The 22,584-nt window shown below is 62.7% G+C and carries 21 protein-coding genes; 14 read left to right on the top strand and 7 right to left on the bottom strand.

Features of this window, described 5'->3' with window-relative positions:
* Positions 1–241 precede the first annotated feature (241 nt).
* Positions 242–2,470 carry a CDC48 family AAA ATPase gene (locus tag EA462_RS06100; protein ID WP_124177671.1) on the top strand — a complete coding sequence of 743 codons (2,229 nt, stop codon included), beginning with the start codon at positions 242–244 and terminating at the stop codon, positions 2,468–2,470.
* A 203-nt stretch (positions 2,471–2,673) separates the two neighbouring features.
* Complete coding sequence (locus EA462_RS06105; protein ID WP_124177672.1) at positions 2,674–2,973, top strand: hypothetical protein; 300 nt, start codon at positions 2,674–2,676, stop codon at positions 2,971–2,973.
* 566 nt (positions 2,974–3,539) lie between these two features.
* Here EA462_RS06105 and EA462_RS06110 read toward each other — a convergent pair.
* On the bottom strand, positions 3,540–3,905 hold the full coding sequence (locus tag EA462_RS06110) for a DUF7344 domain-containing protein (RefSeq protein WP_124177673.1): 366 nt from the start codon (positions 3,903–3,905) through the stop codon (positions 3,540–3,542).
* A gap of 307 nt (positions 3,906–4,212) precedes the next feature.
* Here EA462_RS06110 and EA462_RS06115 point away from each other — a divergent pair, with 307 nt between their 5' ends.
* The 3 genes from EA462_RS06115 (at position 4,213) to EA462_RS06125 (ending at position 6,038) form a co-directional block, all read left to right on the top strand.
* Entirely contained in the window at positions 4,213–4,851 is a 639-nt protein-coding gene (locus tag EA462_RS06115) for a reverse transcriptase-like protein (protein WP_124177674.1), read from the top strand.
* A 54-nt stretch (positions 4,852–4,905) separates the two neighbouring features.
* Positions 4,906–5,364 (top strand): DUF2240 family protein, encoded by a 459-nt coding sequence (locus EA462_RS06120; protein ID WP_124177675.1) that lies wholly within the window; start codon positions 4,906–4,908, stop codon positions 5,362–5,364.
* Positions 5,365–5,642: 278 nt separating this feature from the next.
* Positions 5,643–6,038: a hypothetical protein gene (locus EA462_RS06125; protein ID WP_124177676.1), complete on the top strand. Its 396-nt coding sequence runs from the start codon at positions 5,643–5,645 to the stop codon at positions 6,036–6,038.
* A gap of 39 nt (positions 6,039–6,077) precedes the next feature.
* Here the strand turns inward: EA462_RS06125 and EA462_RS06130 are convergent, their stop codons facing one another.
* The gene (locus tag EA462_RS06130) at positions 6,078–6,737 is read right to left on the bottom strand and encodes an HAD family hydrolase (RefSeq protein ID WP_124177829.1); all 660 of its coding nucleotides are present in this window, start codon (positions 6,735–6,737) and stop codon (positions 6,078–6,080) included.
* Between the two features lie 249 nt (positions 6,738–6,986).
* On the opposite strand from EA462_RS06130, the gene EA462_RS06135 reads away from it, so the two are divergent.
* Positions 6,987–8,747 (top strand): cation:proton antiporter, encoded by a 1,761-nt coding sequence (locus EA462_RS06135; protein ID WP_124177677.1) that lies wholly within the window; start codon positions 6,987–6,989, stop codon positions 8,745–8,747.
* Between the two features lie 2 nt (positions 8,748–8,749).
* Complete coding sequence (locus EA462_RS06140; protein ID WP_124177678.1) at positions 8,750–10,450, top strand: cation:proton antiporter; 1,701 nt, start codon at positions 8,750–8,752, stop codon at positions 10,448–10,450.
* Positions 10,451–10,526: 76 nt separating this feature from the next.
* Here the strand turns inward: EA462_RS06140 and EA462_RS06145 are convergent, their stop codons facing one another.
* Both EA462_RS06145 and EA462_RS06150 read right to left on the bottom strand, forming a co-directional pair.
* The gene (locus EA462_RS06145) at positions 10,527–10,721 is read right to left on the bottom strand and encodes a hypothetical protein (RefSeq protein WP_124177679.1); all 195 of its coding nucleotides are present in this window, start codon (positions 10,719–10,721) and stop codon (positions 10,527–10,529) included.
* Positions 10,722–10,903: 182 nt separating this feature from the next.
* Positions 10,904–11,272, bottom strand: coding sequence for a methylglyoxal synthase (locus tag EA462_RS06150; RefSeq protein WP_124177680.1), 369 nt, complete (start codon positions 11,270–11,272; stop codon positions 10,904–10,906).
* A gap of 125 nt (positions 11,273–11,397) precedes the next feature.
* Here EA462_RS06150 and EA462_RS06155 point away from each other — a divergent pair, with 125 nt between their 5' ends.
* Entirely contained in the window at positions 11,398–11,823 is a 426-nt protein-coding gene (locus EA462_RS06155) for a VOC family protein (protein ID WP_124177681.1), read from the top strand.
* 298 nt (positions 11,824–12,121) lie between these two features.
* Here the strand turns inward: EA462_RS06155 and EA462_RS06160 are convergent, their stop codons facing one another.
* Both EA462_RS06160 and EA462_RS06165 read right to left on the bottom strand, forming a co-directional pair.
* Positions 12,122–12,922, bottom strand: coding sequence for a ZIP family metal transporter (locus EA462_RS06160; protein WP_124177682.1), 801 nt, complete (start codon positions 12,920–12,922; stop codon positions 12,122–12,124).
* Between the two features lie 148 nt (positions 12,923–13,070).
* Positions 13,071–14,159, bottom strand: a complete 1,089-nt coding sequence (locus EA462_RS06165) for a glutamate--cysteine ligase (RefSeq protein WP_124177683.1) — start codon at positions 14,157–14,159, stop codon at positions 13,071–13,073.
* A 162-nt stretch (positions 14,160–14,321) separates the two neighbouring features.
* Here EA462_RS06165 and EA462_RS06170 point away from each other — a divergent pair, with 162 nt between their 5' ends.
* A complete protein-coding gene (locus tag EA462_RS06170) occupies positions 14,322–15,182 on the top strand; it encodes a TatD family hydrolase (protein WP_124177684.1) in 861 nt (286 codons plus the stop codon).
* Positions 15,183–15,334: 152 nt separating this feature from the next.
* The gene (locus EA462_RS06175) at positions 15,335–15,913 is read left to right on the top strand and encodes a DUF2150 family protein (RefSeq protein WP_124177685.1); all 579 of its coding nucleotides are present in this window, start codon (positions 15,335–15,337) and stop codon (positions 15,911–15,913) included.
* 123 nt (positions 15,914–16,036) lie between these two features.
* On the opposite strand, the gene EA462_RS17705 is transcribed toward EA462_RS06175, so the two are convergent.
* On the bottom strand, positions 16,037–16,168 hold the full coding sequence (locus EA462_RS17705; protein ID WP_279387004.1) for a hypothetical protein: 132 nt from the start codon (positions 16,166–16,168) through the stop codon (positions 16,037–16,039).
* A gap of 53 nt (positions 16,169–16,221) precedes the next feature.
* Between EA462_RS17705 and hmgB the strand changes: the two genes are divergently transcribed.
* The 4 genes from hmgB (at position 16,222) to EA462_RS06195 (ending at position 22,556) form a co-directional block, all read left to right on the top strand.
* Entirely contained in the window at positions 16,222–17,559 is a 1,338-nt protein-coding gene (gene hmgB / locus EA462_RS06180; protein ID WP_124177686.1) for a hydroxymethylglutaryl-CoA synthase, read from the top strand.
* 200 nt (positions 17,560–17,759) lie between these two features.
* Positions 17,760–18,590, top strand: coding sequence for a sulfite exporter TauE/SafE family protein (locus tag EA462_RS06185; protein ID WP_124177687.1), 831 nt, complete (start codon positions 17,760–17,762; stop codon positions 18,588–18,590).
* Between the two features lie 54 nt (positions 18,591–18,644).
* Positions 18,645–21,119 carry a heavy metal translocating P-type ATPase gene (locus tag EA462_RS06190; RefSeq protein ID WP_124177688.1) on the top strand — a complete coding sequence of 825 codons (2,475 nt, stop codon included), beginning with the start codon at positions 18,645–18,647 and terminating at the stop codon, positions 21,117–21,119.
* A 189-nt stretch (positions 21,120–21,308) separates the two neighbouring features.
* Positions 21,309–22,556 (top strand): AI-2E family transporter, encoded by a 1,248-nt coding sequence (locus EA462_RS06195; RefSeq protein ID WP_124177689.1) that lies wholly within the window; start codon positions 21,309–21,311, stop codon positions 22,554–22,556.
* Positions 22,557–22,584: the final 28 nt, after the last annotated feature.

The following is a 22,584-nucleotide window of genomic DNA, read 5'->3' on the forward strand; positions in this document are numbered from 1 at the left end:
AGTTCGCATTCACTCCCACCAGTCAGTTGCCGGCCGGGAAATTCACCAGATGTCGTGGGTGACAGAGACGGTCGGCCGGGCCTTTCCGGTTTCGAAAGTGCCACCCTAATCCACCGATGCCGACACTCCTATGTATTTCCCGGCCGAACTTAGAGGTGATAGCATCTCACACAATGGGGGCTAGCAAAAAACCTATCCGATCACGAATCGGAATCACTGACATCGCCGTCCATCCCGAATCATGAACGAAGTTCAACTGGAGGTTGCCAAGGCGTACCCGAACGACTCGGGCCGTGGTATCGCCCGACTCGATCCGGACACTCTGTTACATCTAAAGCTCAGTCCGGGCGACATCATCGAGATCGAAGGTGCGGACACGACCGCTGCGAAGGTGTGGCGTGCGGACCGACAGGACTGGAACACGGACACGGTACGTATCGACGGTTTCACCCGACAGAACGCCGACGTGGGGATCGGTGAACGGGTGACGATCCGAAAGGCGGAAGCGACCAAGGCGGACACGCTCGTGCTCGCACCGCCCGAGGAGGCGTCGGTCCAGTTCGGCTCCGACGCCGCCGGCATGGTGAAACGGCAGATCTTGAAGCGGCCCGTGGTCGGCCGGGACATCGTTCCGGTCATGTCCTCGACGAACCACCCGTTCATGCGCTCGCCGGGCCAGGCGATCCCGCTGATCGCCGTCGAAACAGAGCCCGAAGGCGTCGTTCTCATCACCGAGGACACGGACGTCGAGTTGCGCGAAGAGCCGATTTCCGGCTTCGAGAAAACGGGCGGCGGCATCACCTACGAGGATATCGGCGGCTTACAGAGCGAAATCCAGCGGGTCAGGGAGATGGTCGAGCTCCCGATGAAACACCCCCAGATCTTCAAGAAGCTGGGTATCGAGCCACCGCAAGGTGTCTTGCTCCACGGGCCGCCGGGGACGGGCAAGACGCTACTGGCCAAGGCCGTCGCCAACGAGACGTCGGCCAGCTTCTTCTCCATCGCCGGCCCGGAGATCATCTCGAAGTACTACGGCGAGTCCGAACAGCAACTCAGGGAGATCTTCGAGGACGCGAGCGAGGAGGCACCCGCCATCATCTTCATCGACGAACTCGACTCCATCGCGCCCAAACGCGAGGACGTCACCGGCGAGGTCGAACGCCGGGTCGTCGCACAGCTTCTGACCATGATGGACGGCCTCGAGGCCCGCGGACAGGTCATCGTCATCGCGGCGACCAACCGGGTCGATAGCGTCGATCCCGCGCTACGCCGACCGGGGCGGTTCGACCGCGAGATCGAGATCGGCGTCCCCGACGAGACGGGTCGCGAGGAGATCCTCCAGATACACACGCGCGGAATGCCGCTTTCGGACGACGTCAATCTCTCCCATCTGGCCGACGAAACGCACGGTTTCGTCGGTGCGGACATCGAGAGCCTGACCAAGGAAGCCGCGATGAAGGCGCTGCGACGGTACCTACCGGAGATCGACCTCGACGAGGAGGACATCCCGCCGAGCCTCATCGATCGAATGATCGTCAAGCGCACCGACTTCCGGGGTGCGCTGAACGAAGTCGAGCCCTCGGCGATGCGGGAAGTGTTAGTCGAGTTGCCAAAGATTTCCTGGGACGACGTCGGCGGCCTCCACGAAGCGAAAGACCAGGTCAAAGAGTCCGTCGAGTGGCCGCTGAACAATCCCGGACGCTTCGACAGGCTCGGAATCGATCCACCGGCCGGCGTCCTGCTATACGGTCCGCCCGGAACCGGAAAGACGCTCATGGCGAAAGCGGTCGCCAACGAGACCAACGCGAACTTCATCTCGGTCCGTGGACCACAGCTGCTCTCGAAGTGGGTCGGTGAATCGGAGAAGGCGATCCGTCAGACCTTCCGCAAAGCGCGGCAGGTCTCCCCGACGGTAATCTTCTTCGACGAACTCGACGCGCTTGCTCCGGGGCGGGGCGGCGAAGTCGGTTCGAACGTTTCCGAGCGAGTCGTCAATCAGTTGCTGACCGAACTCGACGGCCTCGAGGAGATGGAGAACGTGATGGTCATCGGCGCGACCAACCGTCCGGACATGATCGATCCCGCGCTCCTCCGATCGGGCCGGTTCGATCGACTCGTCATGATCGGCCAGCCGGACGTGGACGGACGCGAACGGATCCTCGAGATTCACACGGCGGACATGCCGCTTGCCGCCGACGTCACGCTGCGTGAAGTCGCAGAGATCACGGACGGCTACGTCGGCAGCGACCTCGAGTCGATAGCCCGTGAAGCGGCGATCGAGGCCCTGCGTGAGGATCACGATGCCGACGTCGTCGAGATGCGACACTTCCGACAGGCGATGGAGAGCGTGCGGCCGACCATCACCGACGACATCCTCGACTACTACGAGCAGATCGAAGAGGAGTTCAAAGGTGGCTCGAGCGGTCCGGACCCGACCGGCCGTCGCGGCAGCCGCATCGGCTTCCAGTAGGAAGTCGTTATCGACGGTTACGGCGAACCGCGTTATCGGTAATGCGATTTTACGAACCGGACAGAAGTCGTTTCTCCCGAGAGCGATCGGTGTAATCGAGTCTAGAACGGTCGTACTCGAGTGAATCACTCGCAAGCGATCGAAACGGTGTGGGTCGTATATCAGACGAGGTTCCCAACCGAGGGGGCAACACGGGTGTTTGGATGACCGATCCCTCGACGGTGCGTGAACGACAGGCCTCCGAAGAGGGAGGGCAGGCAACTGACGCCGATTCTCCCTCGAGAGCCGAGCGCGACCCAGCTCACGGCGCGCTCGAGCGCACCGTTCCGAACCTCGCTGGAGCGATCCGAAAGACGGGCTTCTGGACTGCGATCGTCGTTCCGTTTCTGTACGTTCCGATCCTCCTGAACGGATTGACGACGTGGATCGAGTCGACCACGTTTCTGGTGTTGCTCGGCATAAACCTCCTTGCACTCTACGTCGGCCACACTCACTGTCAGTGAGAACTCGAGTCGTCGAACACCGTACTCGAGCGGAGTGGTTCCGCGAGCGATCAGAAACGGATCCGATGGCGACGAACGCGTCCATCGTACACGTCGAACTGCTGTGCTCGGTATCGAACACGGGCGAGGCGTATTTATTCCGGGGTAGTCACCCTCTCTAGCCCAGATCGTCGTCTCTCGTGGCGAGCCAGCCGTGCACAGGAGGCGGATTAACCGATAGAAGGGGATACAGACGTTGAATAACCCGAAGCGCGCACAACACCTTCGCAGATCGGTACTCTCGCGTCCACGAGAGCTGGACTATCGCGAGGATAATGGACTGCGAACTGTCTCGGGGACTGAGGGCGGTTTTCGAGGACCAGAGAGCAGGACCGATATCGGAGCTGATCGGCTGGTCGGTACAGGAGCGCGGTCTCCGTTACGACCGGTACGGGTCCCGAACGGTCGGCACGTGACGATTGTACAGCGCCTCGAGACTGGTGAGTGGGCGGCGCCTCGAACGCGCGGCAGTACTTTTCTGTGCGTGAGTTCCCTATTCGGCTCCGGTCGGTGATCGAGTACCGAACTTACAAGGCCGGCCGCTGACGGATTTCCGGAACCTCCTCGGTCTGTCTGAACTGCTCGAGGAGCGGCTTGATGTCGTCGAATCCGTCGGCCAGAACGATCTCGTCGCTTCTGAGATCGTACTCGATGATGCCGTAATCAGCGAGACGCGGAAGGTGGTTGTGGACGAGGCCAGCGTAGATTCGCTGGCGACCCTCCGAATCTACCGTCGCCGCCGGTTGTTCGAGCTCCCAGGCCGCAACCTGCGTGACGAGATCCTCGAGGGACGATCCTCGACCCTCCGCAAGGAGGTAGAGCAAATACCGCCGCTCGGATTCGGCTAACAGGGAACACGCAGCTTCCATTCGAGTTGTGCTCCGTGGGTCCATACGGGGCAGTTAGGACGTCAGCCCTATACGCCTGCTGCCAACACAGATAGGGGAGCCGAGCACGACTATCGTAGATTTCGTAATCAGGAAACAAGAATACAGGCGGTAGCCGCTCCCTATCGGGACTCGTGGCATTTTTCTCGGAACCGTCGCGGACGAATCTCGATGTGAGGTGGTTTACGAGCACCGATTCGTCAGCTATCGATCTGTGTCTCTTACGAACACACCCGTTCCCCGCGTACCGATCGGTCCGCAATCGTGATACGCTGGCACAGGTTTAAGGTCTCGAGGATACCAACTATCGATCATGGCCGCTCATGGCCGGCCCGCTCTGCGAAACCTGTTCGACGAGTCACCGACACCTCACATCGCTCATCCTCCACGGACGCATCATCGAGACTTCTACGTCGCGACCGATGGATCGTTCCGGGAGTCAGGCGGCGGTCTCGGTGCCGTCATCGAAACGCGCGATGGGACCCGTGTCGCGCGCGTTGCGGCGGCGGATACACCGCCGGATAACAACGTAGCCGAGTACCGGGCGTTGCACCTGGGTCTCGACATCCTGGCTGCACGTGCCCCTCGAGACGCGTCCATCGGTGTCCTCGTCGATCACGACGCGCTCGCGAGCAACGTCAATAACTCCGTTCTCGCGACCAGACACCCCGACGGAAAGCCTCCGCGGCCCGTCTCCGTACCCACGGCGACGGGCTATCACTGGCGAGGGATTCGGGCCCGACTCAGCGGCTTCGACGAGGTTCGTGCCGCACGCATCGACAGCGACCAGAACCCCGCCCATCCGCTTGCGAACGAACCCGACCGGTATCGCCACGTCAATCGCGAGCCGGACCGCTGTGTCCTGCCTGATCCCCTCGAGTCCGCCACAGGCGAGTTTCCGCCGCCGTCGCGGGCCGACCGGAACAACGGCGGCAGTCGGGCGTCGGATTAGGGCCGTCGCTCCGAACCGTCATCGTTTTCTCATCGCTACAGAGAGTCGTGTTCGATGAGCCTTCGCGTTGCAGTCGCCGCACCGTTCATCCAGAACGGGACCGAACGCCTCGAGGAGAGCGAGTTCGTCGTTTCCCTCTCGCTCGACCGGGACTGGTTCTCGCCCGATCAAGCGAAACGGCTGATCGACGTCGCGACCCTCGAAGGACTGCTCGAACACGAGGAAGGCGACCTCGTCGTAGCGTTCGATCCAGCCGCGGTCACCGTTCCCGAGGAGTTCGTCCCCGACGAGGAACTGTTGTGCGAACGCTCCGCGTTCGAGCGGGTTCTCGATACCCTCGTCGCCGACGGAACCGAAAAACACGACGCCGTCGGGGCGATCAACTCGCTCCAACAGGAGCTCGGACTCACGATCGAAGCTGCGGCCGTGGTCTACGCCAGCCGCGAGGGCGTCGACGTCTCCGATCTCGTGCCGATCGCACGCTCGACGCTTACCGACGACGACGCCCACTGATCGTCGTTCATCGGCTGGCGACGTACCGACGAATCCACTCGTTGGAACTCACGATCGATACCGATCGATCAGTAACACTCGCCAGAGATACCCACGAACCGGCGAAATCACTCATTCACACTCACCGGCGATAACGGGCGCTCACCGATCAGTAACGCTCGCCGCGACATCCACCGACGGCACCTACGGACGGTGCCTGATCCAGCGTCGTCGGACGACACACGAAAACACCGACTCGAGGTCGAAGAGCGTTAGTCGGTGCCCGCTCGAGAGTCGGCATGGTCGAAGACCGGATCACCGACGGTCGGCGGATCGCACAGCTTCTCGCGTCCGAACTCGACGGCCGAGAGGACGGTGAACTCGACGCGGTTGCGGTCACGAACGTCGACCGCGACGTCGAGCCAAGCGCCGACGGTGCCCGCGCGTACGACGTCACTCGAGTACGGGACGGTTCGGAAAGTGGCCGTCTCGCTCGCGTCTTCGTCCACGAGGATCGCGTGCGACTCGAGTTCGAGATCGAACAGGAAATCGCGGCCGAGGCTGGCGAAGCCGTCGAATTACGGGTCAGACCAAAAGCGAGCGATCCGCCACGGACGCTCGTCTTCGTCGAGAGCGCCGCGGCGGTCAAGAGAGCGACCGACGTCGTTCAGGCGGTTCTTCAGGAGAGGCCGTGATCGCGTCTCGAACGGATCGTCGTCCGTCCCGAAAGTCGGTCACTCGAGGTCCGCAACGACGTCCGGAAGCGCCGTCGCGAGTTCGTTCTGGGGAACGTATGCGACGGCTCGTTGATCGGGATCGGGGCCGTCCTCGAGGAGAACCTGTATCGCCCGCATACCGGCGTTCGTCGCCCCGGAGACGTCGGCTTCGACTTCGTCACCGACGTAGACGGCTGCCGCGGGATCGACACCGAGTTCGCCCGCGATCGCTTCGAACGCCCGCGGATCGGGTTTCCCGGCCTCGAGTTCGCCCGTGACGAAGACGGCATCGAAGGCGTCGTTCCACCCGAGAACGTCGAGTTTGTCCCGCTGGGCGCGGATCGGTCCGTTGGTGAGCAACCCGACGCGATACTCCGCCCGGAGATCCGCGAGCATGGCTTCGACGCCGGAGAGCGGCTGGATCGTGTTCGCGATCGTCTCCCGGTAGACCGCCGCGAGCTCGGCCGGATCGACGTCGCTCTCGCGATCCGCGAGCAAGTCAGCGAAGATCGGCTCGCGCGTCTCGCGCGTGAGATTACTTCGATGGGCCTCGAGGTACTCGTCCCGGGTCACCTCCGGTGCGCCGGTGGCGTCGATCGTCTCCCGGAGGATCGTTGCTCTGTCGCGGTCCGGAACCGCGAGCGTGTAATCGAGATCGAAGACGATCGCCTGGAGCATGGTCGCCAGGGGGGACTCGAGGGAGTTGAAGGTGTCTGTTCTGATCGTCGACATCGCGTGTTGTCCGGTCGCAAAACGACCCCCTCCAGCCCCGAACCGAGTGGAGACTGTTTATTCACGGTTCGACCACAGACGAGTCCTGTTCTGAGACTGCGTTGGTTTCGGTGGAGGCGACATTGTCCGGCTCTACATTGAAAGAAGCAACATATATACGGCGGTTCGTCCAAGCGCCGAACAGATCGACTCTCCATGAACCAGATCGCTCTCGCTGCCGACTTTGCTATCATCATCGTCGTCGCGACTGCGATCGGTTTGATTGCGCGCCAACTCGGCCAGCCAACGATCATCGCGTACATCGTGACCGGCGTCGTCCTCGGTCCGGTGATGTTCGACGTCGTCACCGACGAGGGGCTCGTCGACGTGATGGCCGAACTCGGGCTCGGGTTCTTGCTGTTCTTGCTCGGGATGAAGATGCGATTCGACGATATCCGCGAAATTTTGAAGCCGATCACCAACATCGCGATCGGACAGACGGTGCTTCAAACCGCTCTCGCCTTCCTTATCGCCTGGGCTCTCGGCGTCTTTGGCACCGTCGAGATTCTCGTCATCGCCCTCGCGACCGTCTTCGGGGCGACCCCCGTCATCGTCAAGGTGCTCACCGATAAGGACGAGATTACCTCGCTTCCCGGAAAGATCGATGTCGGGGTGCTCATCGTTCAGGACATCTACCTCGTCGTCGTTCTCGCGCTCTTCGCCGCCGATTCGCTGGACAACGCCGGCGAAATCGCCCAGACGCTTGCAGTTATCTTCGTCATGATGGGCTTCATCGGCCTCTTCTCGATCGCCTCCTCTCGATACCTTTTGCCCCGCGTCTTCCGCCGAATCGCGGATAACAAGGACGTGTTCCTCATCGTGGCGATCGCCTGGGCGTTCTTTTTCATCGCGATCGCGGAAGGCTTCGACCTGTCGGTGGAAGTCGGCGCGTTCCTGGCCGGGATCAGTCTCGCTCAGCTCCCATACAGTAAGGAACTCGAGGATCGAATCACGCCGATTACGGACTTTTTCATACTCGTATTCTTCGCGAGCATCGGCCTCCAGATCGAGAGCGCGGCCAGTCTGTTCGCCTACTGGCGGGAAGCGATAATCGCCTCGCTCGTACTGATGATCGGCAACTTCTGGATTATGTTTTACCTCATCGACCGAGAGGATTTCAGCGTCGAGACGTCGTTCCTCGGCTCGATTAACATGGTGCAAGTGAGTGAGTTCTCGCTCGTCGTCGGAGCCCTCGCGATCACACAGGGATACATCGGCGACGATGTCCTCGGGTACCTCACGCTGATGGCGCTGTTGACGATGACGGTCTCGACGTACATCATCGCGTACAATCACGCGATCTACGAGCGAGTCGCACCGTGGTTTAGCCGGTTCGAATCCGCCGATCAGGAGGATCGGACGCTCCGGGAGTATCGTGACCACGCCGTCGCGATCGGGTACGACGAAGTGACCGAACGAGCCCTCCCCATTCTCGAAGAACGGTACGGGACCGTCGTCGTCGTCGACCGAAAAACGAGCCACATCGCTGAACTGGAAGAGGAGAGCCGGTACGACTACGTCTTCGGTGACTTCCGACACACCGAGGTCCGCAAGGCGGCCGGGCTCAAGAACGCGAGTTTCGTCCTGAGCTCGAGCGTCCAGACGGAGGTGAACGAGGCGCTCCTCGAGGAGGTAGACGACGACGCGACGGTCTTCGTCGAGGCCGAGCGAATCAACGACGCTCGCATGCTCTACGATCGTGGCGCGACCTACGTGATCATGAGCACCTACCTGACCGCGATGAAGTTGAACGACTACCTCGAGCAGTACTTTACCGACCGGGAAGCCTTCGACGAATCGATCGCAGCGGATATCGAGAGAATCGAACGCCGCGGCGGAACGATAGCCGAGCGTGAGGACCGAGAGACCGGTCTCGACGTCGACATCGACCCGCGAAAGCTCGGAGGGGGTGACTGAGCATGGCGGCCGAATTCATCATCACGCTCTCGGCGATGTTCATCGCTGCGGGGGTGCTTTTGTTGGTCGCGAACCACTTCGGGCTCTCCCCGATCCCGTTCTACATCATCGCCGGGCTGATTACCGGAACGTTCTTCGAAATCTCGGATCTCGTCGAACTCGCCCAGTGGGGAATCGCCTTCCTGGTGTTCGTCTTCGGGATACGCGTCGATATCGAGGACGTCCAGTCCGTCTTTCGGGACGCGGAGATCGTGGCGTTCATGCAACTTCTGATCGTCGGGACGATTGCGCTGGGTATCGGATACGGCTTTTCGGTCGTGTTCGGCTTCGAGTATCCGCTGCGAAACGCGATCTACTTCGCAGCGGCCGCGACGTTGAGTTCGACAATCGTCGGCGCTGGCGTGTTCGAACAGGAGATCCGAACCAACCTCGTCCACGGCCGGCTGGCGTCGTCGATCCACTTTTTCGACGACATAGTCGCCATCGGAGTGATCTTGATCCTCTCGGCCGAGACGCTGGGTGACCTCCAACTCGTCACGTCGAACATCGGATACGGTGTGTTGTTCCTGCTCGCCGGGCTCCTGATATATCGTCACGGCTTCCCGCTGCTGGTTCGGCTCGCGGAGGGATTCGAAGAACTCGTTCTGATGGGGAGCATCTCGATCCTCATCGCGTTCATCGCGGCCGCGGAGGCCGTTGGGCTTTCGATCGTCATCGGCGCGTTCGCCGCCGGGATCGCAATCCGAAACGAGGGGGCACAGGCACTGGGCGTTCGAAACGGGATCGAATCGATCAAGGACTTCTTCGTGGCCATCTTCTTCGTCACCGTCGGTGCGCTGGTCCAGGTCCCGTCTCTCGACGTACTCGTGCTGGCGCTCTCCTTGCTCGTGCTCGTACTCTTCGTTACGCCGCTGATTCACATGCAGGCGTTCCTCTTCGAGGGGTATGACGCGAGAACGGCGTTTCTCGCGAGTTCGAGACTCAATCAGATGAGCGAACTCTCGCTCGTGATCGCGATTCAGGCGTGGTTGATGGGAACGATATCCAGCCGACTGTTCGACGCGATCATCCTGGCTACGGCCGGAACGATGATCCTCACCGTCGTCGCAAAGCGGTACGAGGACGCCGTGTACGATTCCGTCGTCGAGCGGGTCGTCCGTGGCACGCAGACCCGTCGAATCGACGAGCGAAGCTACGTCGACGAGGAACTCGAGGATCACGTCATCGTGGTTGGTTACGGCAGACAGGGACGGTTGCTGGTCGATCGACTCGAGGAAATCGAGGTTCCGTACGTCGTCGTCGAGAACGATCCGGTGATCTCGGACTCGCTCGGACGGGAGTGTCAAAATTACGTGTTTGGCGACGCGATGGCGACGCATCCGATGAAGCGCGCCCGCGTCGACGATGCGAGACTTCTGGTTTCGACCGTGAATCACGAGCCGCTCTCCGAGCGACTTCTCGAGTTACCGACCGACGCGGAGATCATACTCAGAGCCGACACCTCCCGCGAGGCCACGCGTCTGCTCGAGGCCGGGGCGACGTTCGTCAACGTCCCGAGCGTACTCGCGTCGGACCAGCTCGTAGAGAACGTGGCACGCGTCGTCGCGGACAGACGAGAGTCAGCGACGTTGAGAGACGAACACCTCGAAACGCTCAGGGATCTCGAGCGTCACGGATTTACGACTCGATACGGGGGCGATTGACGTCTCTCCCCTCGACGAGCGATAGACGCGAACTCCGCGGAGACCGACTCTCGTCGATCGAATCTAACTAAGTGAGTTAGATCGGTCCGCCGAAAAACTCGTGGACGGCGACGACGAGCGCCAGTCCGAGAACGAAGAACGCACCCGAGAGCACGATCGAGAAGTCGATCGCATCCGCGAGTCCGAGCGCGCCAACCGCTGCGAGACCGACACCGATCGCGTACACGCCGAGATTTCGAATCGTTCCCAACGTATCGACGGACTCGAACATACTCCTGCGTAGGAGTAGCGGCGGTGATAATCCTGCCGGTCTCTCCATCGGAGTGGCCTGTTTTCGCGGTGTTCTCTGCGTGCGGTCGCCGTTTTCCTCGAGTACCGGCGTACGGTCGCGATCGGAGGGATCCGGTCCGACCGCCGAAAAGCGTCGGCGCTACACAGTAGCGGCTTCGACCGTTAGTTTGTGAGTCCCTCGATCAGAAACGCAGCCGACGAGAGATTCGTCGCGAGTGCCGTGTCGTGGACGTCACAGATTCGTAGCAGAGCCGAGATATCGGGCTCGTGTGGCTGTGCTCGCAAGGGGTCACGCAGGAATACGACGCCGTCGAGTGCCCCTTCTGCGACCTCCGAGCCGATCATCAGGTCGCCCCCGAGCGGACCGGACTCCTTGCGTTCGACCTCGAGCTCGGTCTCGTCCATCAGTCGTTTCCCGGTCGTTCCGGTCGCGATCAGCTCGTAGGAATCGAGCTGGGATTCGTGCGTTCGTGCGAAGTCGACGAGATCCGGTTTCTTTTCGTCGTGGGCGATGAGCGCGAGACGCGTCATACTCGTCCCATCAGTCCCGGTGAAGTTAACGGTGATCTCCGCCGGTCCCGTTCGCGACCGGCTACTTCCGTCGGTCGTCGACTCGGGATGAAACCGTTTACCTCGGTGGCGACTCGAGCCGACGTATGTCCGATTCGAACCTCAGCGCCCATCACGTCGGTATCGCAGTCGACGACCTCGAAGCAACCCTGGCGTTCTACCGGGACGCCCTCGGACTGTCGATCATCGACCGCTTTAGCGTCTCCGGCGAGGCGTTCTCGGACGGTATCGGCGTCGAGGACGCTAGCGGGAGCTTCGTCCACCTCGAGGCCGACGGGATCAGGGTCGAACTCGTCGAATTCGATCCGAAAGCCAGGGACTCCCCGGCGACGGGACTCAACCAGCCGGGAACCACCCACGTCGCGTTCGCAGTCGACGACCTCGAGGTGATCGCGAACGAACTCCCGGACGACGTTCCGACGATCAGCGAGCCGCGAACGACCGCGAGTGGGACCTCGATCCTCTTCGTTCGAGATCCGGAGGGGAACCTGATCGAACTCCTCGAAGCCTGATCGCGTGTCTCGAGGGTGTTTTAAGCCGTCTCCGTGGGTCGAAAATCAGCGGCGGATACGTCACAGCGCCGCTCGAGCCGTGCGTCGTTACTTCAGTGGATCGAACCCGCTCTCCTTGACATTGAACACGACTCATCCGTACGCTCCATATTTAGTACGGACAGCATTATTGACGGTCGAACAGGTGGCAGTGTATGCTGGATTGGGACGTCGGACGGCGTCACGTGTGCGGTACGACGACCTCGAGTCTCCGAGGAGAGCCACCGACAATTGAGGCGGATCCGGAGAGCGATCAGTCTCATTCGGTGACGGCCATCACCGGAATCATGATGGCGACCCCCAGTGCGACTCCAAACGCGAGTTCACGTCGCCCGCCGCCGGGGAGTTCCGAGCCGTGGTCGAGCGCTTCGGGGAACATATCGTGTACCACCAGATAGATCATCGCTCCGGCTGCAAAGCCGAATCCGAACGGAAGGAACTCCCTGGCGAATGTCACGAACAGGTACGCGATACCGGCACCGATCGGCTGTGGAATACTCGAGAACACCGCCCAGCCGAATATCTTCCAGTTGGACACGCCGTAGGTGTGAAGCGGAATCGCGACCGCAAGGCCCTCCGGGACGTTCTGGATCGAGATGGCGACCGTGATGAAGATCGCGAGTGCGGGAACCGTCAGCCCCGCGAGGACCAGATCACCGTCGACGCCGAGGTCTGCAAACGCCACGCCGAGTGCGACGCCCTCGGGAAAGCTGTGGACGGTCAGGACGCCCACGATCAGAACGAGTTTTCGGAAGTCGGCATCGGGCATCTCCCGCGGCGAGAACTCGTAGTCAGCGATGATCCGATCGGCCGCGATGACCAGTGCGATTCCCACGAGAAGCCCCAGTCCGACCTGGGTGAGCGTTCCTTCCTCGAGCCCTTCGACGACGAATCCGAACAACGACGCGAACAGCATGATTCCGCCCGCGAGTCCCCACAGCGCGACCGTCACCCGGTCGCTGATCTCGTCGACGAAGAAAAACGGAAGCGTTCCGAATCCACAGACGATCGCGGTGAACACGCCCGCGGCGACGACGAGACCGAGCCCGTCCGGGATCATACTGGCGGTCTCTGATACGGTCCGTTATGATTCGGTACCGGTGATCGCTCGGACGGGGGAGCGATCACCGGTGAAACGTTATAACGATCCGTACGAGTGGTGGGTACCGTCATCGTTCCGTGCTGGTGGACTGTCAACTGGGCCACCGTTACTCGACGCCGAGCAAGAGCGACTCACAGAGCGCATCCGGGCCCGTCGTCTCGAGCAACCGGCGCTGGCGTTCCGCTCCGCTCTCGCGCTCGTACACTCGTTTGATGCCGTCGATACCGAGCCGTTCGCACTCGCGGTCGACGAGTTCGCCAAGCGAGATCGTCCCCTCGAGATCGCGGTCGATGAACGACGCGTCGTGACCGTGACGGATCGCCCGCCACTTGTTCTCGTCCAGAAGCTCGCGTCGGTGGTCCGGTGCACGGCCCGTCGCGCCGTCTTCGTACTCCGCTGCGAGCGCTTCGACCAGCGCGTGGGCGTACTCGACGAACGCCAGGACGACGTCGGGATCCGCTTGACCGTCCGGCGTCCGGAGTTCGACCGTTCCGTGGGCCGTGTGCGGACGGACGTCGTACCAGAGTTCACCGCGGTCAGCGATCGAGTCGGTTTCGAGCATCCGTCGCTCGAAGCGATCGAAGGCCTCGTAGTCCTCGAAGTACGTCGGCATTCCGGTGTTGGGTAACGCCTCGAAGATCTTCGCGCGGGCAGATTCCAATCCGGTATCGAAGCCGTTCCAGTACGGCGAGTTTGCCGACAACGCGAGGATGATCGGGACGTACCACCGCAACTCGTTTGCGATCCAGACCGCCTTGTCGGCGTCATCGACCCCGACGTGGACGTGGACGCCGGCGGTCGTGTTGCGGTGTTGTGGGTACTGAATCCGATCGAGTTGCGAGCGGTACCGGGGCTTTTCGGCGTGTTCGAGTTCGCGCCACTTCGCGAGCGGGTGGAGGCCGGCAGCGGCGATCTGGTAGCCGTGTGCGTGGGCGTGTTCACTGAGCGCGCGGCGGATCTCGAGCAGCGCGTCGCGCGCATCATCGGGTTCTTCGATCAGGGGTGTCTGGGTTTCGATGACGAACTTGAACAGTTCGTGATCGAGGCGCTCCTCGAGGATTGCGGGTGGATCGTGTTCGTAGACTAGCTCGTCGGTACCGCTCGTCGGACGGCCCGTTTCGTCGACAACGAAACACTCCTCTTCGACCCCCAGCGTGCCCATGCGCGTGAACGATTCCGGCGACCCGCGTTCCATCGTCTCGGCGTTTCGGCTGCGACAGTAAATACCGTTTGGACTCGGCAGTACGCGGGCCCAGTCGCGCGTGACCTCGAGTCGCGTTCGATCACGGTCAGAGGGAGACCCCGACCGAACGCGGAAGTCGGTGACTTTTCCCGAACGGATCGCGCACTGTCGCGTATGATCGACGACGAGACGCCGGTCCTCGACAACCACCTCCATCTCGATCCGGACAACCACCGCGGCATCGACGCGGTTCGCGACTTCGCACGTCTCGGTGGCACTCACCTGCTCGTCGTCAACAAGCCGTCCTGGCATCTCGGCGTCGAGGCCGAGTCGGGTGCCGATTTTCGGCCGGTGTTCGAACGAACTCTCGAGATCGTCGCCGCGGCGACGGACGAACTCGAAGGGCGCGCCTGGCCCGTTCTGGGAGTTCATCCGGGACTCATCTCGCGCCTCGTGGACGAGCGAGGATACACGGCCGACCAGGCCCGCGAGATCATGCAAGGCGGAATCGAACTCGCCGCCGAGTACGTCGAAAGCGGCGACGCACTCGCAGTGAAGTCGGGACGGCCCCACTACGACGTCGACGACGAGGTCTGGGAGGCGTCCAACGCCGTCATGCGACGCGCGTTCGAACGCGCGGCTGATCTCGACTGTGCCGTCCAGCTCCACGCCGAAGCCAGCGAGGATATGACCGAAGTCACGGAGTGGGCCGACGACGTCGGTCTCCCGGCACACCGGGTCGTCAAACACTACGCGGGGGGCCGACTCGAGGGGCCCGTTCCGAGCGTGACGGGTCAGAAAGATCCGCTCGAAGTCGCCGCCGATCGAGGCGAGCCGTTCCTGATGGAGACCGACTACATCGACGACCCGGATCGTCCGGGAGCCGTCCTCGGACCCAAGACCGTCCCCCGGCGGGTCGCCTGGCTCCTCGAAACGGGGTACGACGACGCCGTCCGAAACGCTCACGTCGAGACGCCAGCGATGGTGTACGACATCGATACCGAAGGGACGCTCGAGCGCTCTCGAACGGAGTAGGGAGCCACCGGTCGCTCTCGAACGGAGTCGTCGACTATCGGCCCTAAATCGGCCGAACGGTCACGATCGGGCCTGTCCGGCACGTGCTCGGTTCGGTTGGATCGACGTACAGGTAGAGAAAGGCATTTCAAGCGGCCGGTGTAGGTGTCTGTATGAGCAATCCGCCGACCGAGTTCTACTCGGAGGAGCGCTGGCAGAACTGGATCGACCGAATCAAGGACGAAGAGATCGATCCAGAGGACGAGTCGTCGGCCCGCCTGCTGTTGAACCTCCAGGACGACACCGCGATCGCGATCGCAAAGATCGTCGCCGCCTACGACGACGACGAACTCGAGCGGGAGGATGCACTCGGTGAGATCGACGACGTTCGAACGATCGTCCTCGACGAGGTAGACATCGAAGACGAAGAGAAACTGATCCTCGTCGACGGCGTCCAGACGAGTCTGGTCTGTGTCTTCTTCGCGGCCGAAGAGTACATCGCGAACGGACCCGCCGAGGACGGAAGCGTCGGTGACTACCTCGGGGCCGCGGCCGACGCCGAAGCCGAAGAGGACCTGGATGCGGCACTCGGCTACGCCGCACAGGCCGGGACGCTCATCGTCGACGGCGACGACCTGGATATCTCGATCGCAGAGGACCTCGAGTACGGTCTGGTGACCGAATGGATCAACGGACTGGATAGCCTCCAGAGCGCGATGAGCGATCCGGAAGTCGTCGAAGAAGACGAATAGCGACCGGACCGGGCGAATTCTCTCGTCGACTCGACCCATCAGACGTTTACGCCGCTAGAACTATCCACGGATACGATTCGTGGCGGGGACGATCGGGCCGTTACGGTTCAGATCGGGGCAGTGTTACTGCTCGCGATCCACGGGAGAACTCTCGTTGACGATCCCGTCGTGCTGGACGAATCCGCCGAAAGCGTCTCGATCACGATGACGGCGACCGCCGCCGACGATCCGCTCGAGGCGAGGCGTGTCCGACAATCGTCGAACATTCGAACGACAATACCATATGGCTCGGCCAACAGTATCCGGGCATGACTGCAGTCGGTATCGACGCCATCGAAATCTGGACCGGGAACCTCAAACTCGATCTACCCGGGACGTTCGCTCCGGAGAAGGGCGAAGACCCCGAAAAGTATACGAAGGGGCTCGGCCTCAACGCCAGTTCGTTTCCCGACAGCTACGAGGACATCGTCACGATGGGGGCGAACGCGTCTCACCGGCTGATGGAACGCAAGGGCCTAGAGCCCGACGGTATCGGTCGTATCGACGTCGCGACCGAGAGTTCGTTCGACAACTCGAAGCCGGTTTCGACGTACGTCGCCGGCTGTCTCGAGGGAGTCTTCGAGGGTGACTTCCACCACGCGAACAAGGGTGAGCGGAAGTTCGCCTGCATCGCGGGGACACAGAGCCTCGACGACGCCTACAACTGGATTCGAGCGGACCGAAACCGCGGACGGTCGGCGCTGGTGATCGCGACCGACACGGCGCTGTACGCACGCGGTGATGCCGGCGAGGCGACGCAGGGAGCGGGTGCCGTCGCGATGTTGATCAGCGAGAACCCGGATCTCGTCGAACTCTCGACCGAACAGGGCTACGGCTCCGCCGACGAAACCGACTTCTTGAAGCCGAACCAGCAGTTCCCGAGCGTCGACGGCAAGCGGTCGGTTCAGGTGTATCTCGCTCGCATGCGCGAGGCGCTTACGGACTACGAGAGCGTCGCCGGCGACGTCCATCCGGACGACATCGCGTTTATCCCGTTTCACACGCCGTTTCCGGGGATGGTACGCAAAGCCGGCCTGCTGGGCTATCGCCACATCACTCGCGATACGACGATCGAAGACGATCTCGCTGACGAGATCGGCCGCCAGCCGCGTCGAGAAGCGTTCGACGACGACGAGGCGTTTCGTGACTCGGTTCGCGAGTACATGGATCTGCTCAAAGGAACTGACCGGTACAAAGCGTGGTACGATGCGACGATCGACCCCACGCTCACGCTCTCGAGGGAGGTCGGAAACTGGTACACCGGTTCCGTCCACATCGCTCGGGTGAGCGCGCTGAAAAACGCACTCGAAGCAGGGAGAGACATGGCCGGCGAGACGATACTCGTCGGCTCCTACGGCAGCGGTGCCCAGGCGGAGATTCACGCCGAGACCGTCCAGGACGGCTGGACGGACGAGATCGAGGCGCTGAACGTCGACGACCAGCTCGCAGACCGCTACGATCTCAGCTGGGCGGACTACGAGGAGGTTCACGACGTTCACAACCACGAGATGGACGTCGACGTCGAGGAGTTTACGACGCCAGACGGCGAGTTCGTCTTCGACGGCTGGGGGCGGATGGGCGAGCGCAAGTACCGCTACGTCGAGTGAGGGCGACAAGCGAACTCGATGCGGACGACAAGCGCCCCTTCGTGAGACCGACGGAGAATACCGAACGCCGAACCGGTTCGGCAGATATCGGCCTCCCGCCTGGACGGCCGGACAACGAAGGGCGGTTTCGGCGTCTCGAGCCGAAACACACTACCTCATCGGCTGACTAGGCCCGCTAAGAGCGAGCCTCGAGAGTCACTATGGACCCCCTTAGCCTCCTCGGTATCGACGTCGTCCTCTTTCTGGTCATCGGCCTCCTGGCCGGTGCACACTGTATCGGCATGTGTGGACCGCTCGTGACCATCTACGCGAGCCGGATGAGCGGCGAGGAAACGAGCGACGTCCCATCGGCCGGATCGACCGGAGCGTCCTCGAACGGACGGGCGGGGCATCTCACATCCTACGAAGTCCGTCAGCACGCCCTGTTCAACATCGGCCGAACGGCGAGCTACACGCTCCTGGGCGGTGCCTTCGGCGCGCTCGGTGGCGTCCTGTTCGTGACGACGGCGCAACTCACGCCGATCGTCGACCTCGCCCGCGGCGGAGTCGGCCTCCTCATCGGCGGCTTCGTCATCGCGACGGGCATCTACTACCTGCTCGGTCGAACTACCGGCGGCATTTCGTTTCCCGGCCTCGAGCGGGTCAGCGGCTGGCTGGCCGCCCGCGTCGACCGGCTTGCCAGCGGACCCGGAATCGTCGGTCTCGGCGCGGCACACGGATTGCTCCCGTGTCCGATCCTCTATCCGGCGTTCCTGTACGCGTTCGCGACGGGGTCACCGACGAGTGGTGCGGTCGCACTCGCCGCGCTCGGGATCGGAACGATTCCGGCGGTCTTCGCCTACGGAACCGTTATCGACGCGGTCGACGTGGTCCACCGTCGGCGCGTCCACCGGTTGCTCGGAGTCGCCTTCGTGGTGCTCGGATACGTCCTGTTCGCACACGGGCTGATGGCCGTCGGAATTCACGTTCCACACCCGGAACTCCCGTTCTACGAGGGGATCGACGCGCCCGGCGGACACGATCATCACTGAGACCCACGACTCGAGTACCGATCGATCACGAACCACGACACGGAACTTACGACAATGGACGAACGCTCCGACGAGGCCGGCTGTACGCTCTGTGACCTTCCCGTCGACGGAGGTGGGATCACCGACGGTGAAAACGATTTCTGCTGTGCGGGCTGTCGCGACGTCTACGACGTGCTTGGGGCGGTCGAGACCGTCGACGTGGACGACGTTCGACAGCGTCGGGCCCAGACACAGCCCGAGCGGGAGGTTCCGCCCGATCACGAATCGACGTTCCTCGAGGTCGACGGAATGTACTGTGCGAGCTGTGAAGCGTTCATCGAGTCGGCCGCGATGGAAACGGACGGCGTCAGTGCGGCCAGTTCGAGTTACGTCACCGAGACGGTCCGAATCGACCACGACCCCGAGGTCGTCTCGCTCGAGGAACTCGCTGAAGAGATCAGTCGGCTCGGATACAGCGCCTACGCTCGCGACGACACGTTTAGCCGCCGTCAGGCGGACAACTGGGAGATGGGGAGGGTCGCCGTTGGCGTCCTCATGGGAATGATGGTGATGCTCCAGTACGTGGTCTTCATCTATCCGATCTACTTCGGCGGGCTGTTTTACGACGAGCGGACGACGGAGTTCTTCGAAGCGACGCTCGCGAGCGATCTGGCGACGCCGTTTTACCTCATGATCGCCGCGCTCACGACGATCGTGTTGGCCGTGACCGGCAAGCCGATCCTGCAGGGAGCCTACGTCGGGATCACGACGCGGTCTCCGAATATGGATCTCCTCGTCGCGATCGCCGCCGTCAGCGCCTACCTCTACAGTACGCTCTCGATCGCCGTCGGCGGCGAGCACATCTACTACGACGTCACCGTCGCGATCATCGTCATCGTCACCGTCGGTGGCTACTACGAGTCAACGCTGAAACGGGAGGCGACCGAGCGCCTCTCGGATCTCACCACCGTCCAGGTCGACGACGCCCGGCGCGTTCTCGAGGACCGTGACGGGTCGGGCCACGAGGACGTTCCGGTCGGAGAACTCGAGGCCGGCGATCGAGTGCTCGTTCGGGCGGGCGAACGCGTACCGATCGATGGCGACGTCGTCGACGGCGAAGCCGCGATCGACGAAGCGGTCGTCACCGGCGAATCGCTGCCGGTTACCAAGTCGGTCGGTGAGGAGGTGGTCGGCGGATCGCTGGTCGCAGACGGCGCGATAACCGTCAGCGTCGGAGAAGACGCGACCAGCACCATAGACCGGATCACCGAGCTCGTCTGGGACCTCCAGAGTTCGAGCCACGGCATCCAGAAGCTCGCGGACAAACTGGCGACGATCTTCGTCCCGCTCGTGCTCGTCCTCGCTCTCGTCGTGACGGCCGCGTATCTCGCAGTCGGTGCCGGCGTCGCCGCCGCACTGCTCGTCGGACTGACGGTGCTGATCGTCTCCTGTCCGTGTGCGCTCGGGCTCGCGACGCCGCTCGCGGTCGCCGCGGGAATCCGGGACGCCCTCGAGCGCTCGATCGTCGTCTTCGACGACAGCGTCTTCGAACGAATTCGCGACGCCGACACCGTCGTCTTCGACAAGACGGGGACGCTGACCACCGGCGATATGACCGTCGTCGACGTCGATCTCGAGGACGATCTGCTGGAACAGGCAGCCATCCTCGAGCGTCGATCCGCACACCCGGTTGGACGGGCGATCGCCGCACGAGCGCCGGTCGCGGACGGCGGAACGACACCGGCAACGTCCGTCGGTGACGACGACCCCGACCGTGACGAACCCGACGATTCTTCCGGGGAGACCGACGACCGAATCGGATCGTTCGAAAGCCATCGAAACGGCGTCTCGGGCGTCGTCGACGGCGACGAGATCGTCGTGGGCCACCCGGACCTGTTCCGCACTCGCGGCTGGGAGGTTCCAGAAGCGATCGCCGATCGAATCGACGACTGTCGCGACACCGGCAGAGTTCCGGTCGCCGCGGGTCGGGACGGAACAGCCGACGGTCTCGTCGTCGTCGGGGACGACCTTCGGGAGGGATGGGGAGAAACACTGACCACGATCTCCGAATCGGGCGCGGACGTCGTCGTCCTCACGGGTGACGACGCTCGGTCGACGGTCCGACTCCGCGATCATCGAGCAGTGGATCGCGTCTTCGCCGGCGTTCCGCCGGAGGGGAAAGCCGAAACCGTCGAGCGCCTCAGTCGGACGGGCCGAACCGTGATGATCGGAGACGGGACCAACGACGCCCCGGCGCTCGCGGCCGCCGATCTCGGTATCGCGCTCGGCGGTGGAACGGCGATGGCCGCGGACGCGGCGGACGTCGCTCTCGTCGACGACAATCTGTCTTCGGTCGAGACCGTCTTCGAACTCGCCAGATCGACCGACCGGCGCGTCAAGGGGAACATCGGCTGGGCGTTCTGTTACAACGGAATCGCGATCCCGTTGGCCGTCACCGGGCTGCTCAATCCCCTGTTCGCCGCGATCGCGATGGGACTGAGCAGTTTGCTGGTGGTCACGAACTCCTCGCGTCCGCTCCTCGAGGAGTGAGATCGCTCGAGCGCCACGGTTGGTCGGCGGACTGATACGGATTACTGTAACGATTTACCGGCGAACCCGCCGCCCGGGTCGCGGGTGCGCCGGCAATGATTTACAGTAAACCGTATGAAACTCGGGAGCGATCGTTCATCGACCGAATCCATCAGTGGAATAATACGTTCCGACGGCGTAGCCTCGCGCATGTCCGACCGATCCGAGCTATCGGGGTGGCTCTCCGAACGGCCTGGGCTGACCGCGGTCGCGGCCGCGAGTGCCACTCTCGGTCTCCTGATCGTTCTCCCCTATCTCCAGTACGTTCTTCTCGGCCTCATCCTCGCGTACATCCTCGTTCCCGCCCAGCGACGGCTCGAACGGTACGTCGGGGCGATGATCGCCGCACTCACGCTGGTCGTCGTCGCGGTGCTCGCGATCATCCTCCCGCTCGCGTACGTCCTCGCGATCGCGTTCCGCGAGGCGCTCGAGATCGTAACCGCCGTCGAGGAGGGGAGTCTAAGCGTCGACGCGATCGAATCACGGCTCGAGGAGACGGGATACGCCGTCGATCTCGTCGAACTCTCTCAGACGTACCAGGAACCGATCGCGGGCGGGCTCCAAGGTGTCGTGACTCGCGGGATGGAACTGGTCACCGGACTTCCGAACGTCCTCATCGGACTGACGGTAACGCTGTTCGTCCTCTTTGCGCTGTTACGAGACCGCGAGGCGCTCGTGACCTGGTTCGAACGCGTTCTCCCGATGGACGACGACATTCAGCGCGAGCTACACACGGAGCTCAACCAACTCATGTGGGCCTCGGTCGTCGGAAACGTCGTCGTCGCCGGTATCCAGGCCGTGCTGCTCGGGGTCGGGCTGGCACTGCTCGGCGTCCCCGCCGTGATCTTTCTTACCGTCGCGACGTTCGTCCTCGCGTTGCTCCCGCTGGTCGGCGCGTTCGGCGTCTGGGTGCCGGTTGCGCTCTATCTGGTGGCGATCGATCAGCCGCTCGTAGCGCTCACGCTCGTCGTCTACGGCTCGCTCGTCAGCGCGTCGGACACCTACCTCCGGCCGGCGCTCATCGGACGCACGAGCGCGTTCAACTCCGCGATCGTCGTCGTCGGGATCTTCGGCGGAATCGTCGTCTTCGGCGCCGTCGGGCTGTTTATCGGTCCCGTCGTTCTCGGCGGTGCCAAGATCACGTTAGACGTCTTCGCTCGAGAACGCGCGAACGCGATCGGTCTCGAGGCGGAGGAGACGGCCGCCGATCCGGCCGTCGACACCGCCCCCGGAACCGGCGTGGAATCGGAGACGACGGCAACCGACCGGGATGAAGACGGTACCGAGACCGGCGACGACCCCGGAACCACGTCCGGCGGAGGCGGGACACGCGAAACGGATTCCGACCGCGGTCCCAAATCCACAGAGCGGGCGAGCGGAGATCACGACGAAGGGTAAAGCGAGGACGAACCGGCAGAAGTGAGAC

It is taken from the genome of Natrarchaeobius halalkaliphilus, from assembly GCF_003841485.1.
In the GTDB taxonomy this organism is placed as follows: domain Archaea; phylum Halobacteriota; class Halobacteria; order Halobacteriales; family Natrialbaceae; genus Natrarchaeobius; species Natrarchaeobius halalkaliphilus.

What these genes read in the sequence shown, in the direction of transcription:
- EA462_RS06195 (WP_124177689.1), top strand. Translation starts at nt 21,309, where the DNA reads ATGTCCGACCGATCCGAGCTATCGGGGTGGCTCTCCGAACGGCCTGGG.
- EA462_RS06110 (WP_124177673.1), bottom strand. Translation starts at nt 3,905, where the DNA reads ATGGACCCACGGAGCACAACTCGAATGGAAGCTGCGTGTTCCCTGTTA.
- EA462_RS06100 (WP_124177671.1), top strand. Translation starts at nt 242, where the DNA reads ATGAACGAAGTTCAACTGGAGGTTGCCAAGGCGTACCCGAACGACTCG.
- EA462_RS06160 (WP_124177682.1), bottom strand. Translation starts at nt 12,922, where the DNA reads ATGATCCCGGACGGGCTCGGTCTCGTCGTCGCCGCGGGCGTGTTCACC.
- EA462_RS06145 (WP_124177679.1), bottom strand. Translation starts at nt 10,721, where the DNA reads ATGTTCGAGTCCGTCGATACGTTGGGAACGATTCGAAATCTCGGCGTG.
- EA462_RS06155 (WP_124177681.1), top strand. Translation starts at nt 11,398, where the DNA reads ATGTCCGATTCGAACCTCAGCGCCCATCACGTCGGTATCGCAGTCGAC.
- EA462_RS06125 (WP_124177676.1), top strand. Translation starts at nt 5,643, where the DNA reads ATGGTCGAAGACCGGATCACCGACGGTCGGCGGATCGCACAGCTTCTC.
- EA462_RS06165 (WP_124177683.1), bottom strand. Translation starts at nt 14,159, where the DNA reads ATGGAACGCGGGTCGCCGGAATCGTTCACGCGCATGGGCACGCTGGGG.
- EA462_RS06150 (WP_124177680.1), bottom strand. Translation starts at nt 11,272, where the DNA reads ATGACGCGTCTCGCGCTCATCGCCCACGACGAAAAGAAACCGGATCTC.
- EA462_RS06175 (WP_124177685.1), top strand. Translation starts at nt 15,335, where the DNA reads ATGAGCAATCCGCCGACCGAGTTCTACTCGGAGGAGCGCTGGCAGAAC.
- EA462_RS06185 (WP_124177687.1), top strand. Translation starts at nt 17,760, where the DNA reads ATGGACCCCCTTAGCCTCCTCGGTATCGACGTCGTCCTCTTTCTGGTC.
- EA462_RS06105 (WP_124177672.1), top strand. Translation starts at nt 2,674, where the DNA reads ATGACCGATCCCTCGACGGTGCGTGAACGACAGGCCTCCGAAGAGGGA.
- EA462_RS06120 (WP_124177675.1), top strand. Translation starts at nt 4,906, where the DNA reads ATGAGCCTTCGCGTTGCAGTCGCCGCACCGTTCATCCAGAACGGGACC.
- EA462_RS06115 (WP_124177674.1), top strand. Translation starts at nt 4,213, where the DNA reads ATGGCCGCTCATGGCCGGCCCGCTCTGCGAAACCTGTTCGACGAGTCA.
- EA462_RS06135 (WP_124177677.1), top strand. Translation starts at nt 6,987, where the DNA reads ATGAACCAGATCGCTCTCGCTGCCGACTTTGCTATCATCATCGTCGTC.
- EA462_RS06170 (WP_124177684.1), top strand. Translation starts at nt 14,322, where the DNA reads ATGATCGACGACGAGACGCCGGTCCTCGACAACCACCTCCATCTCGAT.
- hmgB (WP_124177686.1), top strand. Translation starts at nt 16,222, where the DNA reads ATGACTGCAGTCGGTATCGACGCCATCGAAATCTGGACCGGGAACCTC.
- EA462_RS06140 (WP_124177678.1), top strand. Translation starts at nt 8,750, where the DNA reads ATGGCGGCCGAATTCATCATCACGCTCTCGGCGATGTTCATCGCTGCG.
- EA462_RS06130 (WP_124177829.1), bottom strand. Translation starts at nt 6,737, where the DNA reads ATGCTCCAGGCGATCGTCTTCGATCTCGATTACACGCTCGCGGTTCCG.
- EA462_RS06190 (WP_124177688.1), top strand. Translation starts at nt 18,645, where the DNA reads ATGGACGAACGCTCCGACGAGGCCGGCTGTACGCTCTGTGACCTTCCC.